This is a genomic window from Pseudomonas sp. E45-MNA-CIBAN-0222 (assembly GCF_040310405.1).
Lineage (GTDB): Bacteria > Pseudomonadota > Gammaproteobacteria > Pseudomonadales > Pseudomonadaceae > Stutzerimonas > Stutzerimonas stutzeri_AC.
In genome coordinates, this window is the sequence record NZ_JBEOPU010000020.1 from 1 (window position 1) to 24,737 (window position 24,737).

27 protein-coding genes are annotated in these 24,737 nt (G+C 62.3%); 12 read left to right on the plus strand and 15 right to left on the minus strand.

Features of this window, described 5'->3' with window-relative positions:
- Nucleotides 1–264 precede the first annotated feature (264 nt).
- Entirely contained in the window at nt 265–714 is a 450-nt protein-coding gene (locus AAEZ08_RS20960; protein ID WP_003281329.1) for an acyl-CoA thioesterase, read from the plus strand.
- A gap of 15 nt (nt 715–729) precedes the next feature.
- Here AAEZ08_RS20960 and AAEZ08_RS20965 read toward each other — a convergent pair whose 3' ends face one another.
- Nucleotides 730–981 (minus strand): hypothetical protein, encoded by a 252-nt coding sequence (locus tag AAEZ08_RS20965; RefSeq protein ID WP_003281331.1) that lies wholly within the window; start codon nt 979–981, stop codon nt 730–732.
- Between the two features lie 99 nt (nt 982–1,080).
- Between AAEZ08_RS20965 and dinB the strand changes: the two genes are divergently transcribed.
- Entirely contained in the window at nt 1,081–2,145 is a 1,065-nt protein-coding gene (dinB, locus tag AAEZ08_RS20970) for a DNA polymerase IV (RefSeq protein WP_102820187.1), read from the plus strand.
- Between the two features lie 345 nt (nt 2,146–2,490).
- Here the strand turns inward: dinB and AAEZ08_RS20975 are convergent, their stop codons facing one another.
- From AAEZ08_RS20975 to AAEZ08_RS21010, 8 genes are all read right to left on the minus strand, one after another.
- The gene (locus tag AAEZ08_RS20975) at nt 2,491–2,892 is read right to left on the minus strand and encodes an META domain-containing protein (protein ID WP_500125075.1); all 402 of its coding nucleotides are present in this window, start codon (nt 2,890–2,892) and stop codon (nt 2,491–2,493) included.
- A complete protein-coding gene (locus AAEZ08_RS20980; RefSeq protein WP_003281335.1) occupies nt 2,889–3,329 on the minus strand; it encodes a hypothetical protein in 441 nt (146 codons plus the stop codon). Before AAEZ08_RS20980 ends, AAEZ08_RS20975 begins: the two co-directional genes overlap by 4 nt.
- Before the next feature lie 96 nt (nt 3,330–3,425).
- On the minus strand, nt 3,426–4,232 hold the full coding sequence (locus AAEZ08_RS20985; RefSeq protein ID WP_003281337.1) for a dienelactone hydrolase family protein: 807 nt from the start codon (nt 4,230–4,232) through the stop codon (nt 3,426–3,428).
- Nucleotides 4,233–4,396: 164 nt separating this feature from the next.
- Complete coding sequence (locus AAEZ08_RS20990) at nt 4,397–5,098, minus strand: ABC transporter ATP-binding protein (RefSeq protein WP_003281338.1); 702 nt, start codon at nt 5,096–5,098, stop codon at nt 4,397–4,399.
- Between the two features lie 2 nt (nt 5,099–5,100).
- Complete coding sequence (gene livG, locus AAEZ08_RS20995; protein WP_003281340.1) at nt 5,101–5,868, minus strand: high-affinity branched-chain amino acid ABC transporter ATP-binding protein LivG; 768 nt, start codon at nt 5,866–5,868, stop codon at nt 5,101–5,103.
- Nucleotides 5,865–7,121, minus strand: coding sequence for a high-affinity branched-chain amino acid ABC transporter permease LivM (locus AAEZ08_RS21000; RefSeq protein ID WP_003281341.1), 1,257 nt, complete (start codon nt 7,119–7,121; stop codon nt 5,865–5,867). Before AAEZ08_RS21000 ends, livG begins: the two co-directional genes overlap by 4 nt.
- Entirely contained in the window at nt 7,118–8,041 is a 924-nt protein-coding gene (gene livH / locus AAEZ08_RS21005; protein ID WP_003281343.1) for a high-affinity branched-chain amino acid ABC transporter permease LivH, read from the minus strand. Before livH ends, AAEZ08_RS21000 begins: the two co-directional genes overlap by 4 nt.
- Before the next feature lie 256 nt (nt 8,042–8,297).
- Nucleotides 8,298–9,416 carry a branched-chain amino acid ABC transporter substrate-binding protein gene (locus tag AAEZ08_RS21010; protein WP_500125076.1) on the minus strand — a complete coding sequence of 373 codons (1,119 nt, stop codon included), beginning with the start codon at nt 9,414–9,416 and terminating at the stop codon, nt 8,298–8,300.
- A gap of 199 nt (nt 9,417–9,615) precedes the next feature.
- On the opposite strand from AAEZ08_RS21010, the gene AAEZ08_RS21015 reads away from it, so the two are divergent.
- Nucleotides 9,616–9,933, plus strand: coding sequence for a DUF2288 domain-containing protein (locus tag AAEZ08_RS21015; protein WP_058065291.1), 318 nt, complete (start codon nt 9,616–9,618; stop codon nt 9,931–9,933).
- Between the two features lie 31 nt (nt 9,934–9,964).
- Here the strand turns inward: AAEZ08_RS21015 and phnE are convergent, their stop codons facing one another.
- From phnE to AAEZ08_RS21035, 4 genes are read right to left on the minus strand one after another with little or no spacing between them, the layout of a single operon-like run.
- Nucleotides 9,965–10,732, minus strand: a complete 768-nt coding sequence (gene phnE / locus AAEZ08_RS21020; protein WP_500125077.1) for a phosphonate ABC transporter, permease protein PhnE — start codon at nt 10,730–10,732, stop codon at nt 9,965–9,967.
- Entirely contained in the window at nt 10,729–11,562 is an 834-nt protein-coding gene (locus AAEZ08_RS21025; protein WP_500125078.1) for a PhnE/PtxC family ABC transporter permease, read from the minus strand. The genes phnE and AAEZ08_RS21025 overlap by 4 nt, the downstream gene beginning before the upstream one ends.
- Entirely contained in the window at nt 11,556–12,410 is an 855-nt protein-coding gene (locus AAEZ08_RS21030) for a phosphonate ABC transporter ATP-binding protein (RefSeq protein ID WP_051121795.1), read from the minus strand. The genes AAEZ08_RS21025 and AAEZ08_RS21030 overlap by 7 nt, the downstream gene beginning before the upstream one ends.
- A 19-nt stretch (nt 12,411–12,429) precedes the next feature.
- Nucleotides 12,430–13,281, minus strand: coding sequence for a putative selenate ABC transporter substrate-binding protein (locus AAEZ08_RS21035; RefSeq protein WP_003281353.1), 852 nt, complete (start codon nt 13,279–13,281; stop codon nt 12,430–12,432).
- A gap of 217 nt (nt 13,282–13,498) precedes the next feature.
- Between AAEZ08_RS21035 and AAEZ08_RS21040 the strand changes: the two genes are divergently transcribed.
- Entirely contained in the window at nt 13,499–13,702 is a 204-nt protein-coding gene (locus AAEZ08_RS21040) for a hypothetical protein (RefSeq protein WP_003281355.1), read from the plus strand.
- 87 nt (nt 13,703–13,789) lie between these two features.
- On the opposite strand, the gene AAEZ08_RS21045 is transcribed toward AAEZ08_RS21040, so the two are convergent.
- Nucleotides 13,790–14,602 (minus strand): undecaprenyl-diphosphate phosphatase, encoded by an 813-nt coding sequence (locus AAEZ08_RS21045; protein ID WP_500125079.1) that lies wholly within the window; start codon nt 14,600–14,602, stop codon nt 13,790–13,792.
- A gap of 276 nt (nt 14,603–14,878) precedes the next feature.
- Between AAEZ08_RS21045 and AAEZ08_RS21050 the strand changes: the two genes are divergently transcribed.
- From AAEZ08_RS21050 to AAEZ08_RS21070, 5 genes are all read left to right on the plus strand, one after another.
- Nucleotides 14,879–15,766 carry an NAD(P)-dependent oxidoreductase gene (locus AAEZ08_RS21050; protein WP_483031850.1) on the plus strand — a complete coding sequence of 296 codons (888 nt, stop codon included), beginning with the start codon at nt 14,879–14,881 and terminating at the stop codon, nt 15,764–15,766.
- Complete coding sequence (locus AAEZ08_RS21055; protein WP_500125080.1) at nt 15,763–16,545, plus strand: hydroxypyruvate isomerase family protein; 783 nt, start codon at nt 15,763–15,765, stop codon at nt 16,543–16,545. Before AAEZ08_RS21050 ends, AAEZ08_RS21055 begins: the two co-directional genes overlap by 4 nt.
- A gap of 122 nt (nt 16,546–16,667) precedes the next feature.
- Complete coding sequence (locus tag AAEZ08_RS21060; RefSeq protein WP_003281361.1) at nt 16,668–18,014, plus strand: spinster family MFS transporter; 1,347 nt, start codon at nt 16,668–16,670, stop codon at nt 18,012–18,014.
- 160 nt (nt 18,015–18,174) lie between these two features.
- A complete protein-coding gene (locus tag AAEZ08_RS21065) occupies nt 18,175–19,440 on the plus strand; it encodes an Hsp70 family protein (RefSeq protein WP_058065298.1) in 1,266 nt (421 codons plus the stop codon).
- A gap of 117 nt (nt 19,441–19,557) precedes the next feature.
- Entirely contained in the window at nt 19,558–20,466 is a 909-nt protein-coding gene (locus AAEZ08_RS21070) for a CHAD domain-containing protein (RefSeq protein ID WP_500125081.1), read from the plus strand.
- A gap of 83 nt (nt 20,467–20,549) precedes the next feature.
- Here AAEZ08_RS21070 and rapA read toward each other — a convergent pair whose 3' ends face one another.
- A complete protein-coding gene (rapA, locus tag AAEZ08_RS21075; RefSeq protein WP_102820181.1) occupies nt 20,550–23,399 on the minus strand; it encodes an RNA polymerase-associated protein RapA in 2,850 nt (949 codons plus the stop codon).
- Between the two features lie 151 nt (nt 23,400–23,550).
- On the opposite strand from rapA, the gene AAEZ08_RS21080 reads away from it, so the two are divergent.
- The 3 genes from AAEZ08_RS21080 to AAEZ08_RS21090 are packed head-to-tail and all read left to right on the plus strand — an operon-like array spanning nt 23,551 to nt 24,624.
- Nucleotides 23,551–23,847 carry a hypothetical protein gene (locus tag AAEZ08_RS21080; protein WP_003281368.1) on the plus strand — a complete coding sequence of 99 codons (297 nt, stop codon included), beginning with the start codon at nt 23,551–23,553 and terminating at the stop codon, nt 23,845–23,847.
- A gap of 1 nt (nt 23,848) precedes the next feature.
- Nucleotides 23,849–24,463: an alpha-ketoglutarate-dependent dioxygenase AlkB family protein gene (locus AAEZ08_RS21085; RefSeq protein ID WP_102820180.1), complete on the plus strand. Its 615-nt coding sequence runs from the start codon at nt 23,849–23,851 to the stop codon at nt 24,461–24,463.
- Complete coding sequence (locus AAEZ08_RS21090; RefSeq protein WP_003281372.1) at nt 24,463–24,624, plus strand: hypothetical protein; 162 nt, start codon at nt 24,463–24,465, stop codon at nt 24,622–24,624. The genes AAEZ08_RS21085 and AAEZ08_RS21090 overlap by 1 nt, the downstream gene beginning before the upstream one ends.
- Nucleotides 24,625–24,737 lie beyond the last annotated feature (113 nt).

The following is a 24,737-nucleotide window of genomic DNA, read 5'->3' on the forward strand; positions in this document are numbered from 1 at the left end:
CCTTCGTCTAGTGGCCTAGGACACCGCCCTTTCACGGCGGTAACAGGGGTTCGAGTCCCCTAGGGGACGCCATTTTTATTGCCCGTTTTGGGCTTCAAGGGGTCATCTTTCATGAGATGACCCTTTTTGTTTTGTGCGGTCGAAAAGTGGTCACCTGTCGGCACGTATGCTGAATGCCAGGCTATAGTGCGGCGCAACGGACGTGACTCATCCGCCTCGCTGCGGTCTCATAGGTCATCGCAATCAGCCATCGGGGCATACAGAATGAGCTGGGATCAAGCGCAGACATTCATCATCGACCTGCAGGTGCAGTCGGGCGACATCGACGAGCTGGGGCACGCGAATAACGCGGTCTACGTGACGTGGCTTGAGCAATGTGCGTGGCGGCACTCGCAAAGTCTAGGGCTGGATATTGGCGACTATCGCCGCCTGGATCGCGCCATGGCCGTGCTTCGCCATGAAATCGACTACTTGGCCGCTGCCTACCAAGGCGATTTGCTGCAGCTTGGTACATGGATTTCAGAGTCGGATCAGCGTTTGAAGATGAAGCGTAATTTTCAGCTGGTCAGGCCGGCAGACGGCGCTACATTACTGCGCGCGCAGACCACCTTTGTCTGTATAGAGCTCTCAAGCGGGAAACCCAAGCGCATGCCGCCGGAATTCATCGACGGCTACGGCAAGGCGCTGGTGCCGCCGTACCCGCTTGAGCTTTAACTGTCGTTAGGTGGATCAGCCGCGTTGCTCCGGCTTCATTACGTCGCTCTCGCGGCGCTTTTTTGCATCCTCGCGCCAGTCGTCCTGTACTTCTTTCTTCATTTTCGGATCGACGCCATCCTTGTTTTCACGAACATGGTCGTCGCCATGTTTTTCCTGCTGAATATTGGTGCCTTGCGGCTGTGTGTTCATCATGTCTTGATCAGCCATCGCGGCTGCGGAAAAAAGTCCGCTGAGAACGATCGCGCCCGCGTACAAGATTTTCATCTGAACCTCCGGCTATCGGGGTGGTAAACGACTTACCATCTCAATAACCGACCCGTCGCGCTGAAGATTCGTTCACTCTTTTCCGGTGCCCCCGTTTCCGTGAGTCAGCCCGCTCTACGCAAAATCATCCATATCGACTGCGATTGTTTTTACGCTGCGATTGAGATGCGAGACGACCCCAGCCTGGCGCGACGGCCGCTAGCGGTCGGCGGCGCCGCGGATCGTCGTGGGGTCATCGCTACCTGCAACTACGAGGCGCGGGCCTATGGCGTGCGCTCGGCCATGGCCTCCGGTCATGCGTTGAAATTGTGCCCGGATCTGCTGATCCTTCGCCCGCGGATGGATGCCTATCGGGAGGCGTCACGCGAGATTCAGAATATCTTCCGAACCTACACCGAGCAGATCGAACCGCTATCGCTGGACGAGGCCTACCTCGATGTGTCCGCCTGCGAGCATTTTTCCGGTAGCGCCACACGTATTGCCGAGGACATCCGGCGCCGGGTCTGGCAGCAGCTGCGCATCACGGTGTCAGCGGGCGTGGCACCGAACAAGTTTCTCGCCAAGATAGCCAGCGAGTGGAACAAGCCGGACGGTCTGTACGTCATCACCCCGGCGCAGGTAGACGAGTTCGTAACAGCGCTGGAGGTCAACCGGCTACATGGTGTCGGGCGTGTGACGGCCGAGAAGTTGGCCCGGCTGGGGATTCGCACCTGCAGCGATCTGCGTGAGTGGGGCAGGTTGGAGCTGGTTCGCGAGTTTGGTGCGTTTGGCGAGCGGCTTTGGGGGCTTGCGCGGGGCATCGATGAGCGGCCGGTGCAGGTGGAAAGCCGGCGCCAGTCGGTGAGCGTCGAGCAGACCTACGACCGGGATCTGCCGGATCTGGCGGCGTGCCTTGAGCGTCTGCCGGAGCTGCTGCAGCAGTTGGCTACGCGCATGGCGCGCCTCGACAACGGCTATCGGCCCGGCAAGCCCTTCGTAAAGCTCAAATTCCATGACTTCACCCAGACCACGATGGAGCAGGCTGGCGCCGGACTCGATCTCGACGACTATGCCGATCTGGTCGCCATCGCCTTCTCCCGCGGCGCCCGACCGGTTCGGTTGATTGGTGTCGGTGTGCGGTTGGTCGATCTGCGCGGTGGTTTCGAGCAACTGAGTCTGTTCTAACGCCGTCTGGCTTTCCTTCTCTCGGAAAGCACGAAGCCGCTCTGGCGAGCGGCTTCGTGGGCGGCAATAAAAGAGGGGAATCCCTGGCCTGCCTGTACCAGGGTCCCCGAAACTGGTTAATTCAGTCTATGCACTGGATGTGCCAGTTTCGCGAATGACTGGATGCTGGCGAGCCAAAGCCGATTTGAAGTCATCGCAGCCCTTTGAAAATCAGTCCGTGTGGGCCGCTGCTGAAAAAAACAGAAGACCCTTTGCCCTGCGCTATCGAGTGCTTCGAAGAGCCGTCCGGCTTCCAACGCCTTATGGCAGTGCGCATGCGGTGGTGCATGCGCAGATTTGGAGCGGTTACTCCTGCTCGGGCCAGAGGCGCAGCGGGGTGCCCTCGGCGGGCCACAGACGCAGCTGGTCGATATTGGAAACGTCCCAGCGTTCGACTCGATTGAGCAGGTCGAGGAAGTGGTGCTCCTGCTCCATGATTTCCTCCGCGCACATCTTGCGTGTGCTGCCCAGGTTGCTGAAGCGGATCTGCTGGCCATCATGCTCGTAACTGCCGAACCAGTGGTTGCAGCCCGCGTTGCCGTACGCGCGGCCTTCGCTCAGCGTGAGCGAGACGGGCGTGCGGCCGATCACCGCTTCATCGCCGATCCATTCGGCGATGTAGGTGACGTCGCGTTGCAGCTCGAGTTGCTCGGTGGCACAGCCTGTGAGTCCGAGGGCGGCGATAAGTGGCAGGATTCGTGAAGTCATGCCTGTTGCTCCTTCTGGCAGCTGGGGCAGCGGTGTTGGTCGTTCTGGCCGGACCAGCCCAGTTCGGTGATGCGCGCCTGGGCGGCGGGTTTGCGGGCGGCCTCGCCGAGCTTGGCGTCGACGGCGAACTCGAAGTCCAGCTGCTTGCCACAGCTGTCGCAGGCAACCTGCCAGTTGAGAATTTCCAGTTCGCGGAACACCGGTCCGCTGGCCACGGCCATCCATTGCCCGGGAGGGTTGATCAGGTGGCGTACCTTCTCCACGGTCAGGCGCTGGGACAACTCGCGGCTGCCCTTGAGCGTGACGATCAGTACATCGCCGCTGCGAATCGAGCCGCCATTGCCCGTGACCTGATAGCGACCCGGCGCCAGCGCTCGGCATTCGGTGAGGGTGTGTGCGGGGTTGAGCAGGGTGTAGCGGAAATCGTGTTCGGCCATGACTCGTGATCGACGGTGAGTTGTGCGCGCAATGCTAGCACGCGCCCCGGCGGCAGGCGTGCCGCCGGGACGAATCACAGACGAGAAGCCGGTCGGTCACTGCGCTTGGGCGGTTGCAGGTTTGCCGAAAGTGTCTTCGAAGAAGCGCTGCATGTCGCGCCAGGAGCGTTCGTCCGCGGCCTTTTGATAGGCGACGTCGAGGCCGTTCTTCTGATGGGCGTCGGCGCCCGGATTGGTGAAGCCGTGCTTGGCACCGGGCAGGCTGACGAACTGGTAGTCGGCGCCGGCCTTGACCATCTCGACGTTCAGTGCGGCGATGTCGTCGCTGCTGATCATGCTGTCCTCGCTGCCATGCTCGACCAGCACGCGCGCCTTGACGCTGCCGGGGGCGGCGCGAGTTTCGGTGGCCAGCGCGCCGTGGAAGCTGACCACACCGTCCAGCGGCACGCCCTGGCGGGCCATATCCAGCACCACCTTGCCGCCGAAGCAGTAGCCCACCGCGCCCAATTTGGCGGTATCGGTCTGTGCCTGTTCCTTGAGCAGGTCGAGGCCGGCATTGAAGCGGCCCTTGGCAGCATCGGCGTCCTTCAGGGCTGCCTGCATGAAGCTCATGGCGTCTTTCGGATGATCGGTGTTCTTGCCTTCGCCGTACATGTCGATGGCGAGGGCACTGTAGCCCAGTCCGGCGAGGTCGCGAGCGCGCTGCTTGGCGTAGTCGTTCAGCCCCCACCATTCGTGTACCACGACGATGCCCGGACGCTTGCCTTCGATGGCGTCGTCATAGGCGTAATAGCCGATCATCTCGGTGCCATCGGCAGCGGTGTAGGGAATTTCCTGCGTCTGAATCTCGGCATTCGCAGTGACGCTGGCAACCATGAGCAGGCCGAACAGGCAGTGGCGCATCTTGAGATCTCCTTGATGTCGTTATGTGGCAAAGGGGCGAAGAAGAATAGCGGTTCTTCGACTGCGCGCGCAGCGCCTGGGTTCTTCTGACCGCGCGAAGGTACGTATAAAACGAAAAAGCCCCGCCGGATGGCAGGGCTTGTTCGTCGGGCGTGGCAGGGGTGTCATCCGCCCAGGTAGGCGTCACGTACCTTTGGATCGGTCAGCAGGTCGTGACCGCTGCCCTGCATGACGATGTGACCGTTTTCCAGCACGTAACCGCGGTCGGCAAGCTTGAGCGCCTGGTTGGCGTTCTGCTCGACCAGGAACACCGTCACGCCATCCTCGCGCAGCTGTTCGATGATCTCGAAGATCTGCTGGATGATGATTGGCGCCAGGCCCAGCGATGGCTCGTCGAGCAGCAGCAGCTTGGGTTTGCTCATCAGCGCGCGGGCGATGGCGAGCATCTGTTGTTCGCCGCCGGACATGGTGCCGCCGCGTTGCTGGTAGCGTTCCTTTAGCCTCGGGAACAGTCCGAGCACTTTGTCCAGCTGCTCCTGGAAGTCCGTCTTGCCGGTGAAGAACCCGCCCATGGAGAGATTTTCCTCCACGGTCAAGCGGGCGAAGATCCGCCGGCCCTCGGGAACCACGGCGATGGCCTTGCGCATGATGTCGCAGGTTTGTTTGCCAACCAGCTCTTCACCCTGGAAGCGAATGCTGCCACTGGATGCCTGCGGTGAGCCGCAGAGGGTCATCAGCAAGGTCGATTTGCCGGCACCGTTGGCGCCGATCAGGGTGACGATTTCGCCTTGTTCCACCTGCACGTTGATATCGTGCAGGGCCTGGATCTTGCCGTAGAAGGTCGAGACGTTTTCGAAAGTCAGCATGCTTACGCCTCCCCCAGGTAGGCTTTGATCACGTCCGGGTTGTTGCGCACCTGTTCGGGCGAACCATCGGCCAGCGGCGTGCCCTGGTTGATCACGTAGATGTGGTCGGAAATGCTCATGACCAGCTTCATGTCATGCTCGATCAGCAACACGGTGACGCCATGTTCGTCGCGCAGCATGGCGATCAGCGCCTTGAGATCCTCGGTTTCCTTGGGGTTCAGACCGGCTGCCGGTTCGTCGAGCATGAGGATGCGCGGGCGCGTCATCATGCAGCGGGCAATCTCCAGACGGCGCTGCTGGCCGTAGGCGAGGGTGCCTGCCGGACGGTTGGCAACGTCGGTCAGATTAACCTGCTCCAGCCAGTGCGCGGCGAAGTCCATTGCTGCGCGCTCGCTCTTGCGAAATGCCGGTGTCTTCAGAAGACCGGCGAGGAAGTTGGTGTTCAGATGACGATGCTGCGCCACCAGGAGGTTTTCCACCGCCGTCATGTCCTTGAACAAACGGACATTCTGGAAGGTGCGCACTACGCCCTGGCGAGCGATCTTATGGCCGGGCAAGCCGTGAATCGGCGTACCGTCGAGGAGGATTTCCCCGGCGGTCGGCTGATAGAAGCCGGTCAGGCAGTTGAACACCGTGGTCTTGCCGGCACCGTTCGGGCCGATCATTGAGACCACTTGTTTGTCGTGTACCGTCAGCCCTACGTCGTTGACAGCCAACAGGCCGCCGAAGCGCATCATCAGGCCGCGTACTTCTAGAATCGGGCGGCTCATTGCTTCAACTCCAAGTGCGGGCGTTGCATCGGCAGCAGGCCTTGTGGACGCCAGATCATCATCAGCACCATCAGCGCACCGAACATCAACATGCGGTATTCGCTGAATTCGCGCATCAGCTCGGGCAGCAGGATCATCACGATCGCCGCGAGGATTACCCCAAGCTGCGAGCCCATGCCACCCAGCACCACGATGGCGAGGATGATCGCCGACTCGATGAAGGTGAAGGATTCCGGCGATACCAGCCCCTGACGCGCGGCGAAGAAGCTGCCGGCGAAACCGGCGAAGGTCGCGCCGAGGGTAAACGCCGAAAGCTTGATCACGGTAGGGTTCATGCCCAGCGCGCGGCAGGCGATCTCGTCTTCGCGCAGGGCCTCCCAGGCGCGACCGATCGGCATGCGCAGCAGCCGGTTGATCACGAACAGGGTCAGCAGCACCAGCAGCAGGGCGATCAGGTAGAGGAAAATCACCTTGTTCACCGAGTTGTAGGCCACGCCGAAGTACTCGTGGAACGTTTGCATGCCCTCGGCAGCACGGCGGTCGAACGACAGGCCGAACAGGGTCGGTTTGTCGATACCGCTGATGCCGTTCGGGCCGCCGGTGACACTGGTCATGTTGCGCAGCAGGATGCGGATGATCTCGCCGAAGCCGAGGGTCACGATGGCCAGGTAGTCACCACGCAAGCGCAACACCGGAAAGCCCAGCAGGAAGCCGAACAGCGCTGCCATCGCACCCGCGATGGGCAGAGCGGTCCAGAAACCGACCCCGTAGTAGTGCGAGAGCAATGCGTAGGTGTAGGCGCCCACGGCGTAGAAGCCGACGTAACCCAGATCCAGCAGGCCGGCCAGGCCCACGACGATGTTCAGCCCGAGGCCGAGCATCACGTAGATCAGAATCAGCGTAGCGATATCCACGGCACCGCGTGATCCATAGAACGGCCACACCAGTGCAACCATCACCAGTGCCAGGATGATCCAGCGCTGGGTCGAGGGTAGCGTGAGGAAATTGCCGGCGCCGGCAGGCACGGTTGGCAGGTTGGGGCTCGCAGCCCAGCCGGCGGCCAGGTGCGTGCGGAACAGCTGCCAGACGAACATGGCCACGGCGCAGGCGGCGATGATCCAGAAAGTACCGATCTCGGCGCCATGAACTTCGACGCGGATGCCGACGGTGGTGAGCTTCAAGCCGAACACCGGCACCGCCACGGCGATGACCAGTAGGGCGCTGAAGAAGGCTATACGGAGATTGCCCCTCATACCTTTTCCACCTCCGGACGACCGAGGATGCCGGTAGGGCGGAACAGCAGCACGAGGATCAGCAAGCTGAAGGCCACGACGTCCTTGTACTGGTCGCCGAAGATGTCCGCACCAAAAGCTTCGGCCACGCCAAGTACCAGCCCGCCGAGCATGGCGCCCGGAATGCTGCCGATACCGCCTAGCACTGCCGCGGTGAAAGCCTTGATGCCGGCAAGGAAGCCGATGTGCGGGTTGATCACCCCGTACTGCATGCTGATCAGCACCGCCGCGACGGCTGCCAGTGCAGCGCCGATGACGAAGGTCAGGGCGATGATGCTGTTGGTGTTGATGCCCAGCAGGTTGGCCATCTTCAGGTCTTCGGCGCAGGCGCGGCAGGCGCGACCCAGGCGTGACCGGGAGATGAACATCGTCAGCCCGTACATGGCGACGAAGGTGACCACGAAGATCAGGATCTGCATGTAGGAGATCACCACGCCGTTCATGGCGCTCTCGCCGATGACCAGATTGCCTGGCATCAGGTTGGGGATCGCCTTGTCCTTGGAGTCCTGGGCCAGCAGCACGACGTTCTGCAGGAAAATCGACATGCCGATCGCAGAGATCAGCGGAATCAGCCGGTTACTGCCGCGAAGCGGACGGTAGGCGACCCGTTCGATGCTGTAGCCGTAGGCGCTGGTGACGATCATGGCAGCGACGAACGCGCCGATCATCAGGATTGGCAGCGCGTCCAGGCCCATCATGGACAGGCCGACAATCGCGATGAAGGTGACATACGAGCCGATCATGTACACCTCGCCATGGGCGAAGTTGATCATGCCGATGATGCCGTAAACCATCGTGTAACCGATGGCGATCAGCGCGTAGGTGCTGCCAACGGTCAGCCCGTTGATCAGCTGTTGTAAGTAGTGGTAAAGGTCAGGCATCACTGCGCTCCCGAAGTCCCTGCAATTCCGTTCCGGTTTGGCTGCGCTGCCCACGTCGAACACACCGCACGCTTTGGCGCGGTGCCACTGCGGTACGGCGCCCTGCGGATCACGCACGGCACCGGTTCGAGGCGGGTCTGCTGTTCAGGCCGCTCGTCGGATTACAGGTATGGCAAGGCGGCCCGATGCTTTTGGCAGGGCCGCCCGCTAAAACAAAGCCCACAAGCGAGTGTGGGCTTTGCGAGGCTGATGGAAATTACTTGGCTTCGGTCTTGGTGCCGTCCTGGTGCCATTCGTAGACGACGAAGTTGAAGTCTTTCAAATCGCCTTTTTCGTCGAACGAGAGCATGCCGGTCGGGGTGTCGAAGGTATTGCTGCGCAGCGCCTCGGCTACCTTGTCGGTTTCGGTGCTGCCGGCTTTTTCGATGCCTTCGGCGATGACCTGTACCGCGGCGTAGGCCGGGAATACGAACGGACCGCTCGGGTCCTGCTTCTTCGCCTTGAAGCCGTCAACCAGTTCCTTGTTACGCGGGTCCTGGTCGAACGACTTGGGCAGTGTGACGTACATGCCTTCGGAGGCTGGCCCGGCGATGGCCGAGATTTCCGAGTTGCCGACGCCTTCCGGGCCCATGAAGCGCACGTTCAGCCCTTTCTCTTTGGACTGACGCAGCAGCAGTCCCAGTTCCGGGTGGTAGCCGCCGTAGTAGATGAAGTCCACACCTTCACGCTTGAGCTTGGCGATCAGCGAGGAGAAGTCCTTGTCGCCGGCATTGATGCCTTCGAACAGGCTGACCTTGATGTTCTTGCCTTCCAGCGTCTGCTTGACCGCCGTGGCGATGCCTTCACCGTACTGCTGCTTGTCGTGGATAACCGCGACGTTCTTCGGCTTGACGTGGTCGGCAATGAAGTTGCCGGCCGTCGGGCCTTGCAGGCTGTCCAGGCCGATGGTGCGGAAGATCAGCTCATAGCCGCGGGAGGTGATGTCCGGGCTGGTGGAGGCCGCGGTGATCATCAGGATGCCTTCGTCTTCATAGATGTCGGACGCCGGCTGAGTGGAGCTTGAGCAGAGATGGCCGACGACGAACTTGACGTTGTCGTTGACGATCTTGTTGGCCACCGCCACGGCCTGCTTCGGATCGCAAGCGTCGTCGTAGCGCACACCTTGCAGCTTCTGGCCGTTCACCCCGCCGGCCTTGTTGATCTGCTCGATGGCCATTTCGGCCCCGATGAACTGCATGTCCCCGTACTGCGCCACCGGTCCTGTTACCGGCCCTGCCAATCCAATGCGGATGGTATCGGCGGCCATGGTGTAGCTGGCTGCGCCGGTCAGTGCCATTGCCAGGAAAATTTTCGAAAGACGCTGCTTGGTCTTCATAAGTGCTCCACTTGCTCGTTATTGTTTGAATCATGCGGGCCGGAGTGCCGTTAAGAGGCGAACATCCCGAAACGCTCCGGCAACTGTACCGGCACAGTGTAGAAGTGTCTTCTCCGTTTGCACAGCCGGCAGATTCAACCGTTTGATGGGAATCTGGGCGCGGGTATCATTGCGCCCTTTTTCGTTTCTGGTGAGTCCCATGGCCGACGACGCAAGCACTCTTTATGCCAAGCTGCTGGGCGAAACAGCAGCGATTACCTGGCAGGAACTGGAGCCCTTCTTTGCTCGTGGCGCGCTGCTGCAGGTTGCCGGCGATGCCGATCTAGTGGAGGTCGCACTGGCCGTCGCCGAGGATGATCGAACCAAGGTAGCGGCCTGGATGAACGGTGGGCAGTTGTCGAAGATGCACGCCGACCAGGCGCAGGATTGGTTGGAACGCGATCCGGACCTTTGGGCCGTGGTTGTTGCGCCCTGGGTACTGGTGCAGGAGCGCGGTCACCAGGCAGTCGTGCACTGAAACGGGGCGTAGCGCCCCCGGCTCGCTGGGCTCAGCTGCGCACCCAGCGTTGCCGCGCCCAGGCGCTCAGACTGTCCACTGCCAGCACCATCAACAGCATGGCGAGGATGACCGTCGCAGCCTGGGCTTCCTGAAACAGGCTCAGGCTCATATACAGCATTTGCCCCAGACCGCCGGCCCCCACAAAGCCCAGCACGCTGGCCATGCGGATGTTGTTCTCCCAGCGGTATAGCGTGTATGCCACCAGTTGCGGCCACAGCGAGGGCAGCGTGCCGTAGCAGAAGGCGGCGATGCGCCCACTACCGGCCATGCGCAGGGCATCGCCCGGCTGCGTTGGGGTGTTTTCCAGCGCTTCGGCGAACAGGCGCCCCAGTACGCCTGCGGTATGCAGGGCCAGGGCCAGGGTTCCGGCATTCGGGCCGAGTCCTGCGGCCAGCACCATCAGCGCCGCCCATACCAGTTCCGGTATCGCCCGCAGTGCATTGAGCAGCAGGCGCGATGCCGCTTGCGGCAGCAGACCGAACCGCCCTGCGGCCGGAAGTGCGAGGAGCAAGCCTGCCAGCGCGGCGAGTAAGGTGCCGATGGCCGACATGGCCAGTGTTTCCAGTGTGCCGAGGCCAATGGCTTGCAGATGTGCTGGCGACAGGTCCAGCGACATGAAGCCTGAGGCGTACGCGGCCATCTGTCCGAGGCCGTCGCGGCTGAGCAGGGCGGCGCTTTCCAGCTGCAGGAATGTGAAGGCCGCTATCACTGATGCGACCAGCCCGAGCGGGATCAGCAGGCGCGACAGCAGCTTCATGCGAACCTCCAGCGCAGCAGTCGGCTGAGCAGGTCGGCCAGCAGCACTAGGAGGAGGAATGTCAGCAGCATGCTGGCAACTTCACCGCCGGCGAACATGCGCATCGACAGGTCCATTTGCTGGCCCAGACCGCCGGCGCCGACGAAACCCATGACCACCGACGCACGGATTGCGCATTCCCAGCGGTAAACGGTGTAGGACAGCATCTCGCCTGTGGCCTGTGGCAACACACCGTAGAAAAAGGCCTGCAGCCGTGATGCGCCGGCACCTAGTAGTGCACGGGCCGGCAGCGGGTCGACCGATTCGAAAATTTCCGCGTAGACCTTGCCGAGCATGCCCGCATAGGTGATGGCGATGGCCAGCACGCCTGCGGTCGGTCCAAGGCCCACAGCACGCACGAAGAGCAATGCCCAGACGATCTCCGGGATGCTGCGCAACAGGATCAGCAGCCCGCGCACCGGCCAGCGAAACACTTGCGCCCACCAGGCCGGACGACCGTCACGGCTGAGTGCTGAAAGTGACAGTGCGCGGGTAGCGAGCAGGGCACAGGGGATAGCGACCGCCAAGGCCAGCGTCATGCCAGCGGTGGCAATGGCCAATGTTTCCAGCGTCGCCTGCCAGAGCAGACCGAGAAACTCGGCACTGTGCTCTGGCGGCCAGAACGCTGAGAGAAAGGTGCCCATGGTGTCGGCATTACTGCCATCGAACAGCACGCCCAGATCCAGCTCACTCAGTTTCAGCCCAGGCCACAGCAGCGCCACGGCCAGCAGAGTCAGCATCAGGCGCGAAGCAGCGGCAGGGTCGCGGCGGGCTAGCGCGGGGTTCAGCATCGAGGAATGTTCAGTTGCGGAGTTGGCGTGGCGGGCAACGTGGGAACATGCTCGAGCTGCTCGTTGGCGTACAGCGCGGCCAGTTCGTCCGGCCCGACCTCTGGGGCGGGCTTGTCGAACAGGATGCGCCCGTCGCGTACACCGACAATCCGCGGGAAGTGCTCCAGCGCCAGCTCCACCGCATGCAGGCTGGCCAGCAGCGTGGCGTTACGGCGCTCGGCTTCGCGGGTGAGCACACCTAGGGTATGGCTGGCGAGCACCGGGTCCATGGCGGAGACCGGTTCGTCGGCGAGAATCAGCTGCGGTGACTGATAGAGCACACGGGTGATTCCAACACGCTGCAGCTGCCCGCCCGAAAGCTGATCGCAGCGCATGTATAGCTTTTCAGCCAGATCCAGGCGTCCAAGCGCATCGGCGGCGCCCTGAATGTCCAGTGGATAGATCAGGCTGAGCAGGCTTTTGGGCAGCGACCAGTGACCAAGTTGCCCGGCCAGTACCGCGGTGACCACCCGTTGCCGGGGTGGCAAAGGGGGCGCCTGGTGAATGAGGCCGATGTCGGCACGCAGCCTTTGACGGGCGCCAGCAGCAAGCGTCCATGGACGCCTGCCGAGCACTTCGAGCTCGCCCAGGTCCGGCTTGAGCGCCGTGGCCAGCAGGCGCAGCAATGTGGTTTTGCCAGCCCCCGACGGCCCGATGATGGCGACGCGCTCGCCCTGCGCGACTTGCAGATCGATCTCGCGCAGGGCGCTTTGGCCGCCAGCGTGGGTGTGGCCCACGCCGCTCAGCCTCAGCGCCGGCCTGCGTTCGCTAATACCGCCCGCAGCAGGGGACGCTTGTAACGTGCTCATGGGTGATGAATACGTAGCGTCACTTCAACAGTCCGGCGGCGCGTGCGGCTTCCTCGATGCCTTCGTAGTTCTCCGGCTTAGTCTCGATGAAGCGGCTGGCGGCCTGTAGGTCGAGGATTGCCTTGTGCTCCGGGTTAGCCGGGTCAAGCGCCAGGAACGCCGCCTTGATCTTCTCGACCAGCGCTGGATCAAGGTTGCCGCGCACCGTCCAGTTGTAATCGTAATAGGGTGGGGTGGTGGAGATGACGCGAACCTTGTCGGTATTGATCTTGCCCGCTGCGACCAGCTTGTCCCACACCGAAGCGTTGAGCACGCCGGCATCGGCCTTGCCGGCTTCGACCCAGGCGGCGGTAGCGTCGTGGGCGCCGGAGTAAGCGATGCGCTTGAAGAATTTCTCCGGCTCGATGCCATCCTTGAGCATGAAGTAACGCGGCATCAGGCTGCCGGAGGTCGAAGACACGGAGCCGAAAGCGAAGGTCTTGCCCTTCAGGTCCGCCAGCGACTTCACTTCGGGATCAGCGGTAATGAATTTGCTGGTGAACTTTTCATCCTGCTCGCGCTGTACCAGGGGGATTGCATCGCCGGTCTTCAGGCGCGTCTGCACAAAGGTGAAACCACCCAGCCAGGCGAGATCGAGGCGATCAGAGGCCAGGGATTCTACGACGGCGGCGTAGTCCGATACCGGGGTGAATTTCACCGGCATGCCCAGCTGTTGTTCCAGGTACTCACCCAGGGGCTTGAACTTGCGAATCAGCTCGGTCGGGGCTTCGTCGGGGATGGCAGAAACCCGCAGGGTTTCGGCGGCGTGAGTAGTAGCAATAGACAGGGACAGGGCAAGGCCGGCGACGGCTGCCAGGGAGCGCTTCAGCATTGAGGGTTCTCCGGTTCAATAGCGGAAAAAGCGCGCGGATTATAGAGCCGGGGGAGTGTCGAACGCCAAGCGAAAGGTGAGCGGTGTCGCTACCTGAAACGAAACATGAAATTATTCAGAAATATCTTGCAACACGACGAACTTTTTTCGGGCGCAAGACCTAACAACCCTGTAGTGGCCGAATATTAGCAATGTGCCACCCCGTGCAGCGAAGGGAATGAATGTGAAGGGTAATGAGAGGCGCCGGTCGACCGTGGTATGGGCGGATGGACATTCGTTCAGAGAGGTCGCCAAGATTCAAGCGCAACCTGTTGCAGGCACGGAGACGATTGGTGTGCCGCTGACCAAGAAGATGTTCGCCGAGGCTCGCATCGCGGCGGTGTTGCTCGGTCCGTTACTCATCGATCTGCCCCAGGGCTGATCCGCCTCCGCTGGCGCATTTGGATATCAAGAGCCGCGGCGCGACTGGGTCGCATACCGCGGCAGCTCTTCATGCCGCTCGGCTGGCTCAGGCGCCGCTGAACAGAACCAGCAGTACGACACCGAGGATCACTCGGTAAATCACGAACGGCAGCATGCCGACGCGTTCCAACAGTTTCAGGAAAATGTGGATGCACAGGTAGGCGCTTACTGCCGACAGCACCACACCCAACCCCATTGCCGTCCAGTCTACGGCTGCGCCACCTTCTATGAGATCGAGTGTGCTCAGCGCGCTGGCGAGCACGATGATCGGAATCGACAGCAGAAAGGAAAAGCGCGCGGCACCCGAGCGCGAAAGCCCCAACAGCAAGCCGGCAGTCATGGTTACGCCCGAGCGGGACGTGCCAGGGATCAATGCCAGCGCCTGGGCGCAGCCGATCAGCAGAATGTCCTTCCAGGTCAGGCTGTGCTCATCGCGCGGTTGCGCAGTGCGCCGGCCGACCACGTCCGACCACCACAGCAGCAAACCGAAGCCAATGGTCGCCCAGGCGATCACCAGTGGCGAGCGCAGCTGTACTTCGATGAAGTCCTTGAACAGCAGGCCGGCGATACCGGCGGGGATCGTTCCAAGAATCACCGCCCAGGCCAGCCGGCTGTCGCCTACTCGCTGACGGCGCGACACGGACGCGAACCAGTCGCGGGTCATGCTGAACACTTCCTGGCGGAAGTACCAAACCACAGCGACCAGAGTGCCTAGGTGTACGGCGACGTCGAATGCCAGTCCCTGGTCTTCCCACCCTGCGAGGTGCGGGAAAAGAATCAGATGGGCCGAGCTCGATACCGGCAAGAACTCGGTAAGCCCCTGCACGATGGCCAGGACGATGATCTGAATTAAGTCCATTGCTTGTTTCCTGCGATGTCTTTTGATGCACGCGCTTTGCCGAGCGTGGAGTGCGTTGAGCGATAGGTTTGCGCGAGGTGAAACCTCGGGGCCTCATTCAGAGGCGCTTTAGGACGGATCGTTCCGGTTGATCGGGCAATTTGCTGGGTTGATCACTGATGACATTGTGACATTAGGCTGCGCGCCAGCGACAGCGCGGGGCACTTCAGTGCTATTCATGGCTGTAAGCCGCGGCCCAGCGCTAGAATTGCAACACCGTTCACCGAGGAGCCGTCCATGACCGATCTGCCAACTCTTGCCTTCGCCGGTATCGGCCTGATGGGGTTGCCGATGTGCCGCCGCCTCCTGGCAGCAGGGTATCGCTTGGTGGTGTGGAATCGCTCGCCCGAGAAGTGCCAGCCGCTGGTTGAGCAGGGTGCCAAAGCGGTGGCAACGCCCGCCGAGCTCTGCGCTGAGGCGGACATTGTGCTGCTATGCCTGGCCGATACTGCCGCCGTGCGTGCGGTGCTTTTTGGCAAGGGCGGAATTGCCGAAGGTGGTAAAGCCGGCAAGCTCTTGGTCGATCACTCCAGCCTGGAGCCGACGGCAACCCGCGACATGGCCGCCGAGCTGGAATTTCGCAGCGGCATGCGCTGGGTCGATGCCCCAGTATCCGGCGGTACTCCCGGTGCGGAGGCGGGCAGTCTGGTAATCATGGCTGGCGGTCGAGTCGAGGATGTCGAGCGGGTGCGTCCGGTGCTGATGAACCTGGGACAGCGCGTTACCCACATGGGAGACGTTGGCGCTGGGCAGGTAACCAAGGTCTGCAATCAGATGATCGTGGCCTGCAATGCGCTGGTGATCGCTGAAGTGGTCGCGCTTGCCGAGCGCGCCGGTGTCGATGCCGGCCTGCTGGCGCCGGCATTGGCCGGTGGGTTCGCCGATTCCAAGCCACTGCAGATCCTCGCCCCGCAGATGGCGGCGAGCGAATTCGAGCCGGTGAAGTGGCATGTGCGGACGCTGCTAAAGGATCTGGACACCGCCGTGAAGCTGTCCCGCGAGCAGGGTTCGGCCACGCCTTTGAGCGGTCTTGCCGCGCAACTGATGCGATTGCATGGCAGCCAGGGCAACCTGGAGTGCGATCCTGCCACGCTGGTGCAGATGTACCGGGAGGGCGGCCAATGAGGATCGCTGCCAATCTGTCGCTCCTGTTCACCGAGCTTCCGCTTGCCGAACGGATTCTCGCCGCGCGCACGGCTGGCTTCGATGGTGTGGAAATTCAGTTTCCCTACGAGCTGCCGGCCATTCGCCTGAAAGAACTGCTGGAGCGGGCCGGCGTGCCACTCGTGTTGATCAACCTGCCGGCCGGCGATCTGCTGCAGGGTGGGCCTGGGCTGGCCGCGGTACCCGAGCGTCAGGAGGCGTTCGACATCGCGTTGCAGGAGGCCCTGACCTACGCGCTGATGGCCCGCCCAGCGAGCGTCAACGTACTGCCAGGACGGCTGGCCGAGGGCGTTGAGCGCGAGCTGGCGCTGGCAACCCTCGAACGTAATCTTTGGAAAACTGCCGATGCCTTCGACATGCTCGGCATTCGCGTGCTCTGCGAAGCGATCAACCCGCTGGATATGCCGGGCTTTCTGATCAACACCGCGGAAGACCTCAGGGCGCTGCTGGAGCGGGTCGAGCACCCCAACTGCTTGGCGCAACTGGATTTCTATCATATGGCCCGTCAGCAGCTGGATCTGCTGGGCTGCATTGCGCAGCTGGGTGATCGAATCGGCCATGTGCAATTCGCCGATTGCCCAGGCCGCGGCGCGCCTGGCACAGGTTATGTGGACTTCGCCGCTGCGCTGCACGCCTTGCAGGCCAGCGGCTACCAAGGCTGGCTGAGTGCCGAGTACAAGCCGGGTGAGCAGGGCTCCGGCGCCAGTCTTGGCTGGCTGGCCGAGTGGCGCGATTGCTGAGCCATCGCGCGGCATAAGCGAGGTTGATGTTCGGAGACAGGAACTGGCGCAGACTCTAGAGTCAGTCTCGAGTCCCGGCTGGTCTGCGGCCGGCAATATAAGAACAATTCGAGACCGACGTCATGCAGCCTTCCACCCAAGCATCCAACGCCTGGCGCGTGCTGTTTCTGCTGTTCCTGGCGAACCTGTTCAACTTCTTCGATCGCACCATTCCGGCGATCATCGCCGAGCCGATCCGGTTGGAGTGGAATCTCAATGACTTCCAGCTCGGCTTGATCGGCACCGCATTCACCATCGTCTATGCCATTGCCGGCTTGCCGTTGGGGCGCATGGCTGACCTCGGCTCGCGGCGCAAGATCATGGGCTGGGGGCTCACCGCCTGGAGTGGCCTCACGGCTGTGAATGGGCTGGCCTGGAACTTCTGGAGCTTCCTGCTGGTGCGCATGGGCATCGGCATCGGTGAGGCAAGCTATGCGCCGGCAGCCAACTCGCTGATCGGTGATCTGTTCCCGGCACACAAACGCTCTCGGGCGATGGGTATTTTCATGCTGGGGCTGCCGCTGGGGTTGCTACTGGCGTTCTTTACCATTGGCTCGATGGTCGAGGCGTTCGGCAGCTGGCGTGCACCTTTCTTCATCGCCGCGGTACCCGGGCTGGTGCTGGCGCTGTTCATCTTCATGATCAAGGAGCCATCGCGCGGCGCCGCCGAGACCGTCAAGGTTTCGCAGGAGCCGGTGAAGCAGCCGATGCGCAAGGTGTTGTCGATTCGCACCTTTTGGTGGCTGGTGATGGCCGGGCTGGCGTTCAACTTCGCAACCTATGCCTGCAACGCGTTCATGGTGCCGCTGCTGATGCGTTACCACGGCATGCCGCTGGTAGAAGCCTCGGTCGCCACTGGCGTCATCGTCGGCCTGACTGGCCTGGTCGGGCTGACGCTGGGCGGTTGGGTCGCCGACCGAATTCATCAGCGCTTCGCTCGCGGTCGCTTGATTTTCGCCGCTGTGAGTATGCTGATCGCCACCATCGCGACCGGCTACGCGCTACTGGCCGGGCGTATCGAGGCCGGCGTGTTCGTCGCGGTATTCAGCATCGGCTGGTTGTTCTCGTACAACTTCTACACCTGCGTCTATACCGCGATCCAGGATGTGGTCGAGCCGCGCCTGCGGGCCACCGCTATGGCGCTGTTCTTCGCCGGCCTTTACCTGCTCGGCGGCGGCATGGGGACGGTCGTGGTAGGCCTGCTCTCGGATCACTTTGCCGAAGCCGCGATGCTTGCCGCCGGTGCTAGCGAAATGGCCGAGGCATTCCGAGCCGAAGGATTGCACGGGGCGATGTACCTGATCCCGGGCTCGCTGCTGTTGACCATGGTGTTCCTGTTCATGGCATCGCGGACCTTCTGCGCCGATGCCAAGCGCATGACTGCGGGGATGGCTGCAGATGCGCCCGGAGCGGAAGCAGTACCTGCCTGACACGGCGTTGCGTTATGGGGTTTGTGCCCGGACCAGCAATGGCCGGGCATTTTTTTACGTCTGCAAAATCCATCGGCCTAGTGGTCGACGATAGACCTGCATCCACGGGCAGCCTCCTTTACACTGCGCGGCCGTTTTTTCCGTAGCCGTGGAATCCGCCATGCTCAACGCCTTACCTGCCCGCGCCTGCGGCATCGACTTCGGCACTTCCAACTCCACGGTTGGCTGGTGGCGGCCTGACGTCGATCCGCTGATTGCTCTCGAAGGCGAGCAACCGACCTTGCCTTCGGTGGTGTTCTTCAATCTCGAAGAGCGCCGTCCTGTCTACGGCCGGCTGGCGCTGAACGAATATCTGGAGGGTTACGAAGGCCGCCTGATGCGGTCGCTCAAGAGCTTGCTCGGCTCCAAGTTGCTGAAAAGCGAAACCACGGTGCTCGGCAGTTCCATGCCATTCAAGGAAATCCTCGGCCTGTTCCTCGGCACCCTCAAGCAGCGCGCCGAAACGGCTGCGGGCCGGCCATTCGAGGAGGTCGTGCTGGGGCGCCCTGTGTTTTTTGTCGATGACGACCCGCAGGCCGATCGAGAAGCGGCGGACACCCTGGCCGCAGCGGCGCGCAAGATCGGTTTCCGCGATGTGTCTTTCCAATACGAACCGATCGCCGCGGCCTTCGATTACGAGTCGCGTATCGAGCGCGAAGAGCGCGTTTTGATCGTCGATATCGGTGGCGGTACGTCGGACTTCTCGCTGGTGCGGCTCTCGCCGGAGCGGCGGGCTGTCGCTGATCGTCAGGCGGACATTCTGGCCACGGGTGGCGTGCATATCGGCGGCACCGATTTCGACAAGCAGCTCAGCCTGCACGGCGTGATGCCGCTGTTCGGCTATGGCAGTCGGATGAAAAGCGATGCGCCGATGCCCACCAGCACCCACCTGAACCTGGCCACGTGGCACACCATCAATGCGGTTTACGCACCCGCGTCGCAACGCGCGTTGCAGAGCATGCGCTACGACATCGTCGACCCCACTGGTATCGATCGTCTGTTCCGCCTGATCGACCAGCGCGCCGGACACTGGCTGGCGATGCAAGTCGAGCAGAGCAAGATCGAGCTGACGGAGCAGCAATATTTCGCCATCGATTTCGAACGTATCGAACCGGCGCTACGGGTCGAGCTGACCCGTCAGGGATTCGAAAGCGCCATCGCGCCATTGCTCGACCGCATCGGCGGCAGTATTGGCCAGCTGCTGGCGGATGCCGGGGTGCGCCATGATGAGGTCGATACGGTGTTCTTCACTGGCGGCTCGAGTGCCATTCCGGCGCTGCGCGAGAGCGTCGCCGGTCTGCTGCCGCGGGCACGCCACGTGGAGGGCAATCGCTTCGGCAGCATCGGTAGCGGGTTGGCCATCGAGGCGCGCAAGCGCTACGGTTGAGGCGGGAGATCTCGACGGCGCTGACACAAATCTTCACATTGCCGGGTCAACGCCCGGCTCGGTGCGCGGGTCTCAACACAGGTGCTCCTGCGGAGCGTCTCATTGAGGAAAACGCTAATGGCCTATCGAATACGCCCTGCGCGCAACGCTGCCAAAGAGGTACGCAAAGCCGCGCTGGGACGCATCAACAAGGCGATCCAGGCGCTTTGCGTTGCGCCAGCCGAGCGCGCCGAGGGCGTTCACCAGGCGCGCAAGCGTTTCAAGGAGCTGCGCGCGCTGCTGCGGCTCGTGCGTGAACCCTTGGGCACGCGCTTCAAGGTCGACAATCGCCGCCTGCGGGACGCCGGGCGACGCCTGGCAGAGTCGCGCGATGCCGCAGCCATGCTGGAAAGCTGGGACGCCTTGGCGCGCACCGATCAGCCGTTGTTTGTCAGCGATCCATTTCGCCAGATCCGTCTGCAGTTGCAGCAGCGCGCCGCACCGGATGGCGAGGCGCACACCGGCTTCGATGTCGAGGTGACGCAGGTGCTTGGCGAACTGCGCTCGCTGACTCAGGACGTGAAACATTGGCAATTGCCCGGCAAGGGCTTCGGGTTGCTCGCCGACGGGTTTCGGCGGACCTACACCGATGGTGTGCGGGATCTCGCTCGGGCTCAGAAGGAAGACTCGGACGAGCTGCTCCACGAGTGGCGCAAGCGTGTGAAGGATCATTGGTACCACTGTCAGCTGCTGTCTCCGTGCTGGCCGGATGCGCTGGAAAGCCGAGCCGAGCAACTCAAACAGGTAGCTGACGCCCTGGGTGATGACCATGACCTGGCGATGATGACGCAATTGATGCAGCGCGCCCCCGACCTGTTTGGCGCGCCAGAAACGCGGGACCTGTTGCAACGCTGTATCGAGCAACGTCGCGCTCAGTTGCAGCAGCGCGCATTGCACCTTGGCAGCCGGCTGTATGCCGAGCCGCCAAAAGCGCGGGCGGCCCGTGTGGGTGCGTACTGGCGAATCGCCCGCAAAGAGCAGGCTTAGTCGCCCGACGCCTCGACTTGCTCACAGTCCCTGAAGGTGGGTTTCAACCCGCCTTCAGGACACCAGGGCGCGGCGGTACCGACTCAACCGGCGACCAACACCCGGATTGCCTCCAACCGCAGTGCAGCCTTGTCCAGCGCTGCCAGGCCGTCTTCACGCTGCTGGCGCAAGGCTTCGATCTCGCTGTCGCGCACGCTCGGATTGACCGCTTGCAAGGCCACCAGCCGGGCGAGCTCTTCATCCAGACCTGCTCTGAGCTTGCGCTGCGCCTCGGCGACGCGCTCGGTGTGGCGCGGCGCGATCTTGGCTTCGGCGGCCACGATCTGCGTCGCCAGTACGTCGCGCTGAGCTTGGACGAACTTGTTGGCACTGGCCCGCGGTACGCTTTCCAGCTGATCGTTCAGGGTGTCGAACGCCACCTTCGATGCCAGATCGTTGCCATTGCCGTCAAGCAGGCAACGCAGCGCCAACGGCGGCAGGAAGCGACTCAGCTGCAGTGCGCGAGGCGCAACCACTTCACTGACAAACAGTAACTCCAGCAGGACGGTGCCCGGCTTGAGGGCCTTGTTCTTGATCAGCGCCACGGCGGTGTTGCCCATGGAGCCGGACAACACGAGGTCCATACCCCCTTGCACCATGGGATGTTCCCAGGTGAGAAATTGCATGTCTTCACGAACCAGCGCCTGCTCGCGGTCGTAGGTGATGGTTACAGCTTCGTCATCACCCAGCGGGAAGCTGGCATCCAGCATCTTTTCGCTCGGGCGCAGCACCAGAGCGTTTTCCGAGTGATCCTCGCTGTCGATGCCAAATGCGTCGAACAGCTGCTCCATGTAGATAGGGAGGGCGAACTGGTCATCCTGTTCCTCGATGGCTTCGACCAGGGCTTTACCTTGCTCGCCGCCACCGGAATTGAGTTCCAGCAGGCGGTCACGGCCGCTGTGCAACTCGGCTTCCAGGCGCTCACGCTCAGCGCGGGCTTCGTCGATCAGCAGTTGATAGGCCTCGTCGTCGCCTTCTTCCAGCTGAGACAGTAAACGTGGACCGAACCGATGCTGCAGTGCGTTACCGGTTGGGCAGGTATTGAGGAAGGCATTCAGCGCCTGGTGATACCACTGGAACAGGCGTTCCTGAGGGCTGGTTTCCAGATAGGGCACGTGCAGCTGGATGATGTGCTGCTGACCGATACGGTCGAGGCGGCCGATGCGCTGCTCCAGCAGATCCGGGTGTGCCGGCAGGTCGAACAGCACCAGATGGTGGCTGAACTGGAAGTTGCGGCCTTCACTGCCGATCTCCGAACAGATCAGCACCTGTGCGCCAAATTCCTCGTCGGCAAAATAGGCTGCCGCGCGGTCGCGCTCGAGGATGCTCATGCCTTCATGAAACACTGTGGCTGGAATGCCCGAGCGCACGCGCAGCGCATCTTCCAGGTCCAGCGCGGTCTCGGCATGGGCGCAGATGACCAGCACCTTGAACTTCTTCAGCATCTTCAGCGTGTCGATCAGCCACTCGACACGTGGGTCGAACTGCCACCAGCGATTGCTCGCTTCGCCGTCGTCCTGCTGGCTCTGGAAGGCCACTTCCGGATACAGCTCGGCATGCTCGCCCAGCGGCAGTTCGAGGTATTCGGCCGGGCAGGGCAGTGGATAGGGATGCAGCTGGCGCTCGGGAAAGCCCTGTACGGCGGCGCGGGTGTTGCGGAACAGCAGGCGGCCGGTGCCGTGCCGGTCGAGCAGCTCGCGGATCAGGCGGCTGCTGGCCTCGATGTCGCCATCGGTGGCAGCGGCGAGCAGAGCTTCGCCTTCGGCGCCGAGGAAGTCGTGAATGGTCTGGTGGGCCTGCTGCGAGAGACGCCCTTCGTCAAGCAGCTCCTGCACCGCCTGGGCCACCGGCTGGTAGCTGGTGCTTTCTGCCCGGAAAGCCTCCAGATCATGAAAACGGTTCGGATCCAGCAGACGCAGGCGTGCGAAGTGGCTTTCCTGGCCCAGCTGCTCTGGGGTCGCGGTCAGCAACAGTACGCCGGGGATAACTTCGGCCAGTTGCTCGACCAGCTTGTATTCGGGGCTGGCGTTTTCCGGATGCCAGACAAGGTGATGCGCCTCGTCCACCACCAACAGATCCCAGCCGGCAGCGAAGGCTGCGTCTTGAGCGCGCTCGTCTTCCTTGAGCCACTCCAGCGATACCAGTGCCAGCTGTGTGTCTTCGAACGGGTTGCTGGCATCGCTCTCGATGAAACGCTCGGAGTCGAACAGGGCGACTTCCAGGTTAAAGCGGCGGCGCATTTCTACCAGCCATTGGTGCTGGAGGTTTTCCGGTACCAGGATCAGTACCCGGTTGGCGCGGCCCGAGAGCAGCTGACGATGGATGACCAGGCCGGCTTCAATGGTCTTGCCGAGGCCCACTTCGTCGGCAAGCAGTACACGCGGAGCGATGCGGTCGGCGACTTCCTTGGCAATGTGTAGCTGGTGCGCGATGGGCTGCGCACGCACGCCACCCAGCCCCCACAGCGAAGACTGCAGCTGAGCGCTCTGGTGGTGCAGGGTGTGATAGCGCAGGCTGAACCAGCCCAGCGGGTCGATCTGCCCGGCGAACAGGCGGTCGCTGGCCAGGCGGAACTGAATGAAGTTCGATAGCTCGGTTTCCGGCAGCGTGCGGGCTTCGTTCTGCGCGGTTAAACCGTGGTAGACCAGCAGGCCGTCGACGTCGTCGACTTCGCGCACCGTCATCTTCCAGCCTTCGAAGTGGGTGATCTCGTCACCCGGCACGAAGCGCACTCGCGTTAGTGGCGCACTGCGTGTGGCGTACTGGCGGGTTTCGCCGGTAGCAGGGTAGAGCACGGTGAGCATCCGTCCATCCTGGGTCAGAATGGTTCCGAGGCCGAGTTCTGCCTCGCTGTCGCTGATCCAGCGTTGCCCCGGTAGATACTGCTGCGCCATGCTGCCTCCCGCTGTGAAAAAGCCGGCTATCTTAACGGAACGTTGCCATCAGAGCGACGACCGATGGCGACTGTTCGACGCATGAAGTGTAGCGGTCCTGTTAAAGTTGGCCGGTACCGCGCCGATTCATCGGTAAAGAGGGGTAACGAGCATGCTGCCACCCATTCCATCAGGCGTATTTCCGGTCAACGCCCAGCAGGACGCCGTCAAACCGCGCCCGGAAATCGCCCCGGTAACGCCCGTGCAGCCGAGCTCCGATGAAAGCGCGGTAGCCCTGGATCGGCGGCACCCTCAGGAGAGTGAGCAAATGCTGCGTGACGAGCAGCGCCGCCGGCAGCGTCGTGGGTATACCCCAGAAGAGCTGGCTACAGGCGAGACCGAGGAGCAGGACCAGGCCGAGCTCGACGAGCTGCCACGCCAGGGCCTCTGGGTGGATGTCGAGGTCTGACATGCACCACGCTGACGCGGGCCGTGAGTCGTTGATCGAACTGCCTGATGCTGTGCTGGACTACCGCGCACATTGGATCGATAGAGAAACCGCTGACGCCTTGTTGCGAGAGCTGATCGACGCCACGCCCTGGACGCAGCCCGAAATTCGAATCTACGGTCGCTTGCTCGCGGTGCCGCGGCTGGTTGCCTGGTATGGTGATCCTGGCGTCGGGTATCGCTATTCCGGCCTGCGGCATGAGCCGCTGGCGTGGACGCCGTCGCTGCAGCGAATTCGCGAGCGATTGCAGGGGGAGACCGGCCAGCGTTTCAATGGGGTGCTGCTCAACCTGTATCGCGATGGACGCGACGCCATGGGTTGGCACAGCGATGATGAAGCCGAGCTGGGTGATTGTCCGACGGTCGCTTCGCTGAGTCTGGGCGCAGAGCGGCGCTTTGACCTGCGGCGCAAGGGCGGTGGACGAATCCAGCATTCGCTTGTCCTTGGCCACGGCTCGCTGCTGGTCATGAGTGGTGCAACGCAGCATCATTGGCAACATCAGATCGCGCGTACCAGCAAGGTGCTGCAGCCGCGCCTCAACTTGACCTTCCGCCTGATCCAGCCGAGACCGACTTGATGAGCACCGACGAGAAACTGATCGATTTCAGCGCCGAGCGCGCCCGGCGCATTCATGACCTCAACGACAAGCGGCTCGAGGACATGCGCAAGACCTTCGAGCAGGTCCTGCCGCTTGGCAAAACGAAGAAGAAAGGCAAACGATCGACCAAGAAGCGCTAATCCTCCGATAACGCCCCCGCTGCAGCTGCCTTTTTCATATCTATTCGCTATTAAACGGCGGCATTCGGTGCCGTGCGTTCAAAAGTGTCCTTCTGGTCTGCCTGAAATCGCCC

Excerpts from the sequence above, each read along its gene's own strand:
- AAEZ08_RS21025 (WP_500125078.1), bottom strand. The coding sequence starts at position 11,562 with ATGCTGAACCCCGCGCTAGCCCGCCGCGACCCTGCCGCTGCTTCGCGC.
- AAEZ08_RS21000 (WP_003281341.1), bottom strand. The coding sequence starts at position 7,121 with ATGAGGGGCAATCTCCGTATAGCCTTCTTCAGCGCCCTACTGGTCATC.
- AAEZ08_RS20965 (WP_003281331.1), bottom strand. The coding sequence starts at position 981 with ATGAAAATCTTGTACGCGGGCGCGATCGTTCTCAGCGGACTTTTTTCC.
- phnE (WP_500125077.1), bottom strand. The coding sequence starts at position 10,732 with ATGAAGCTGCTGTCGCGCCTGCTGATCCCGCTCGGGCTGGTCGCATCA.
- AAEZ08_RS20980 (WP_003281335.1), bottom strand. The coding sequence starts at position 3,329 with ATGGCCGAACACGATTTCCGCTACACCCTGCTCAACCCCGCACACACC.
- AAEZ08_RS21055 (WP_500125080.1), top strand. The coding sequence starts at position 15,763 with ATGAGGATCGCTGCCAATCTGTCGCTCCTGTTCACCGAGCTTCCGCTT.
- livG (WP_003281340.1), bottom strand. The coding sequence starts at position 5,868 with ATGAGCCGCCCGATTCTAGAAGTACGCGGCCTGATGATGCGCTTCGGC.
- rapA (WP_102820181.1), bottom strand. The coding sequence starts at position 23,399 with ATGGCGCAGCAGTATCTACCGGGGCAACGCTGGATCAGCGACAGCGAG.
- AAEZ08_RS20990 (WP_003281338.1), bottom strand. The coding sequence starts at position 5,098 with ATGCTGACTTTCGAAAACGTCTCGACCTTCTACGGCAAGATCCAGGCC.
- AAEZ08_RS21065 (WP_058065298.1), top strand. The coding sequence starts at position 18,175 with ATGCTCAACGCCTTACCTGCCCGCGCCTGCGGCATCGACTTCGGCACT.
- AAEZ08_RS21015 (WP_058065291.1), top strand. The coding sequence starts at position 9,616 with ATGGCCGACGACGCAAGCACTCTTTATGCCAAGCTGCTGGGCGAAACA.
- AAEZ08_RS21010 (WP_500125076.1), bottom strand. The coding sequence starts at position 9,416 with ATGAAGACCAAGCAGCGTCTTTCGAAAATTTTCCTGGCAATGGCACTG.
- AAEZ08_RS21080 (WP_003281368.1), top strand. The coding sequence starts at position 23,551 with ATGCTGCCACCCATTCCATCAGGCGTATTTCCGGTCAACGCCCAGCAG.
- AAEZ08_RS21085 (WP_102820180.1), top strand. The coding sequence starts at position 23,849 with ATGCACCACGCTGACGCGGGCCGTGAGTCGTTGATCGAACTGCCTGAT.
- AAEZ08_RS21030 (WP_051121795.1), bottom strand. The coding sequence starts at position 12,410 with ATGAGCACGTTACAAGCGTCCCCTGCTGCGGGCGGTATTAGCGAACGC.
- AAEZ08_RS21050 (WP_483031850.1), top strand. The coding sequence starts at position 14,879 with ATGACCGATCTGCCAACTCTTGCCTTCGCCGGTATCGGCCTGATGGGG.
- livH (WP_003281343.1), bottom strand. The coding sequence starts at position 8,041 with ATGCCTGACCTTTACCACTACTTACAACAGCTGATCAACGGGCTGACC.
- AAEZ08_RS20985 (WP_003281337.1), bottom strand. The coding sequence starts at position 4,232 with ATGCGCCACTGCCTGTTCGGCCTGCTCATGGTTGCCAGCGTCACTGCG.
- AAEZ08_RS21060 (WP_003281361.1), top strand. The coding sequence starts at position 16,668 with ATGCAGCCTTCCACCCAAGCATCCAACGCCTGGCGCGTGCTGTTTCTG.
- AAEZ08_RS21040 (WP_003281355.1), top strand. The coding sequence starts at position 13,499 with ATGAATGTGAAGGGTAATGAGAGGCGCCGGTCGACCGTGGTATGGGCG.
- AAEZ08_RS21090 (WP_003281372.1), top strand. The coding sequence starts at position 24,463 with ATGAGCACCGACGAGAAACTGATCGATTTCAGCGCCGAGCGCGCCCGG.
- AAEZ08_RS21035 (WP_003281353.1), bottom strand. The coding sequence starts at position 13,281 with ATGCTGAAGCGCTCCCTGGCAGCCGTCGCCGGCCTTGCCCTGTCCCTG.
- AAEZ08_RS21045 (WP_500125079.1), bottom strand. The coding sequence starts at position 14,602 with ATGGACTTAATTCAGATCATCGTCCTGGCCATCGTGCAGGGGCTTACC.
- AAEZ08_RS20975 (WP_500125075.1), bottom strand. The coding sequence starts at position 2,892 with ATGACTTCACGAATCCTGCCACTTATCGCCGCCCTCGGACTCACAGGC.
- AAEZ08_RS21070 (WP_500125081.1), top strand. The coding sequence starts at position 19,558 with ATGGCCTATCGAATACGCCCTGCGCGCAACGCTGCCAAAGAGGTACGC.
- AAEZ08_RS20960 (WP_003281329.1), top strand. The coding sequence starts at position 265 with ATGAGCTGGGATCAAGCGCAGACATTCATCATCGACCTGCAGGTGCAG.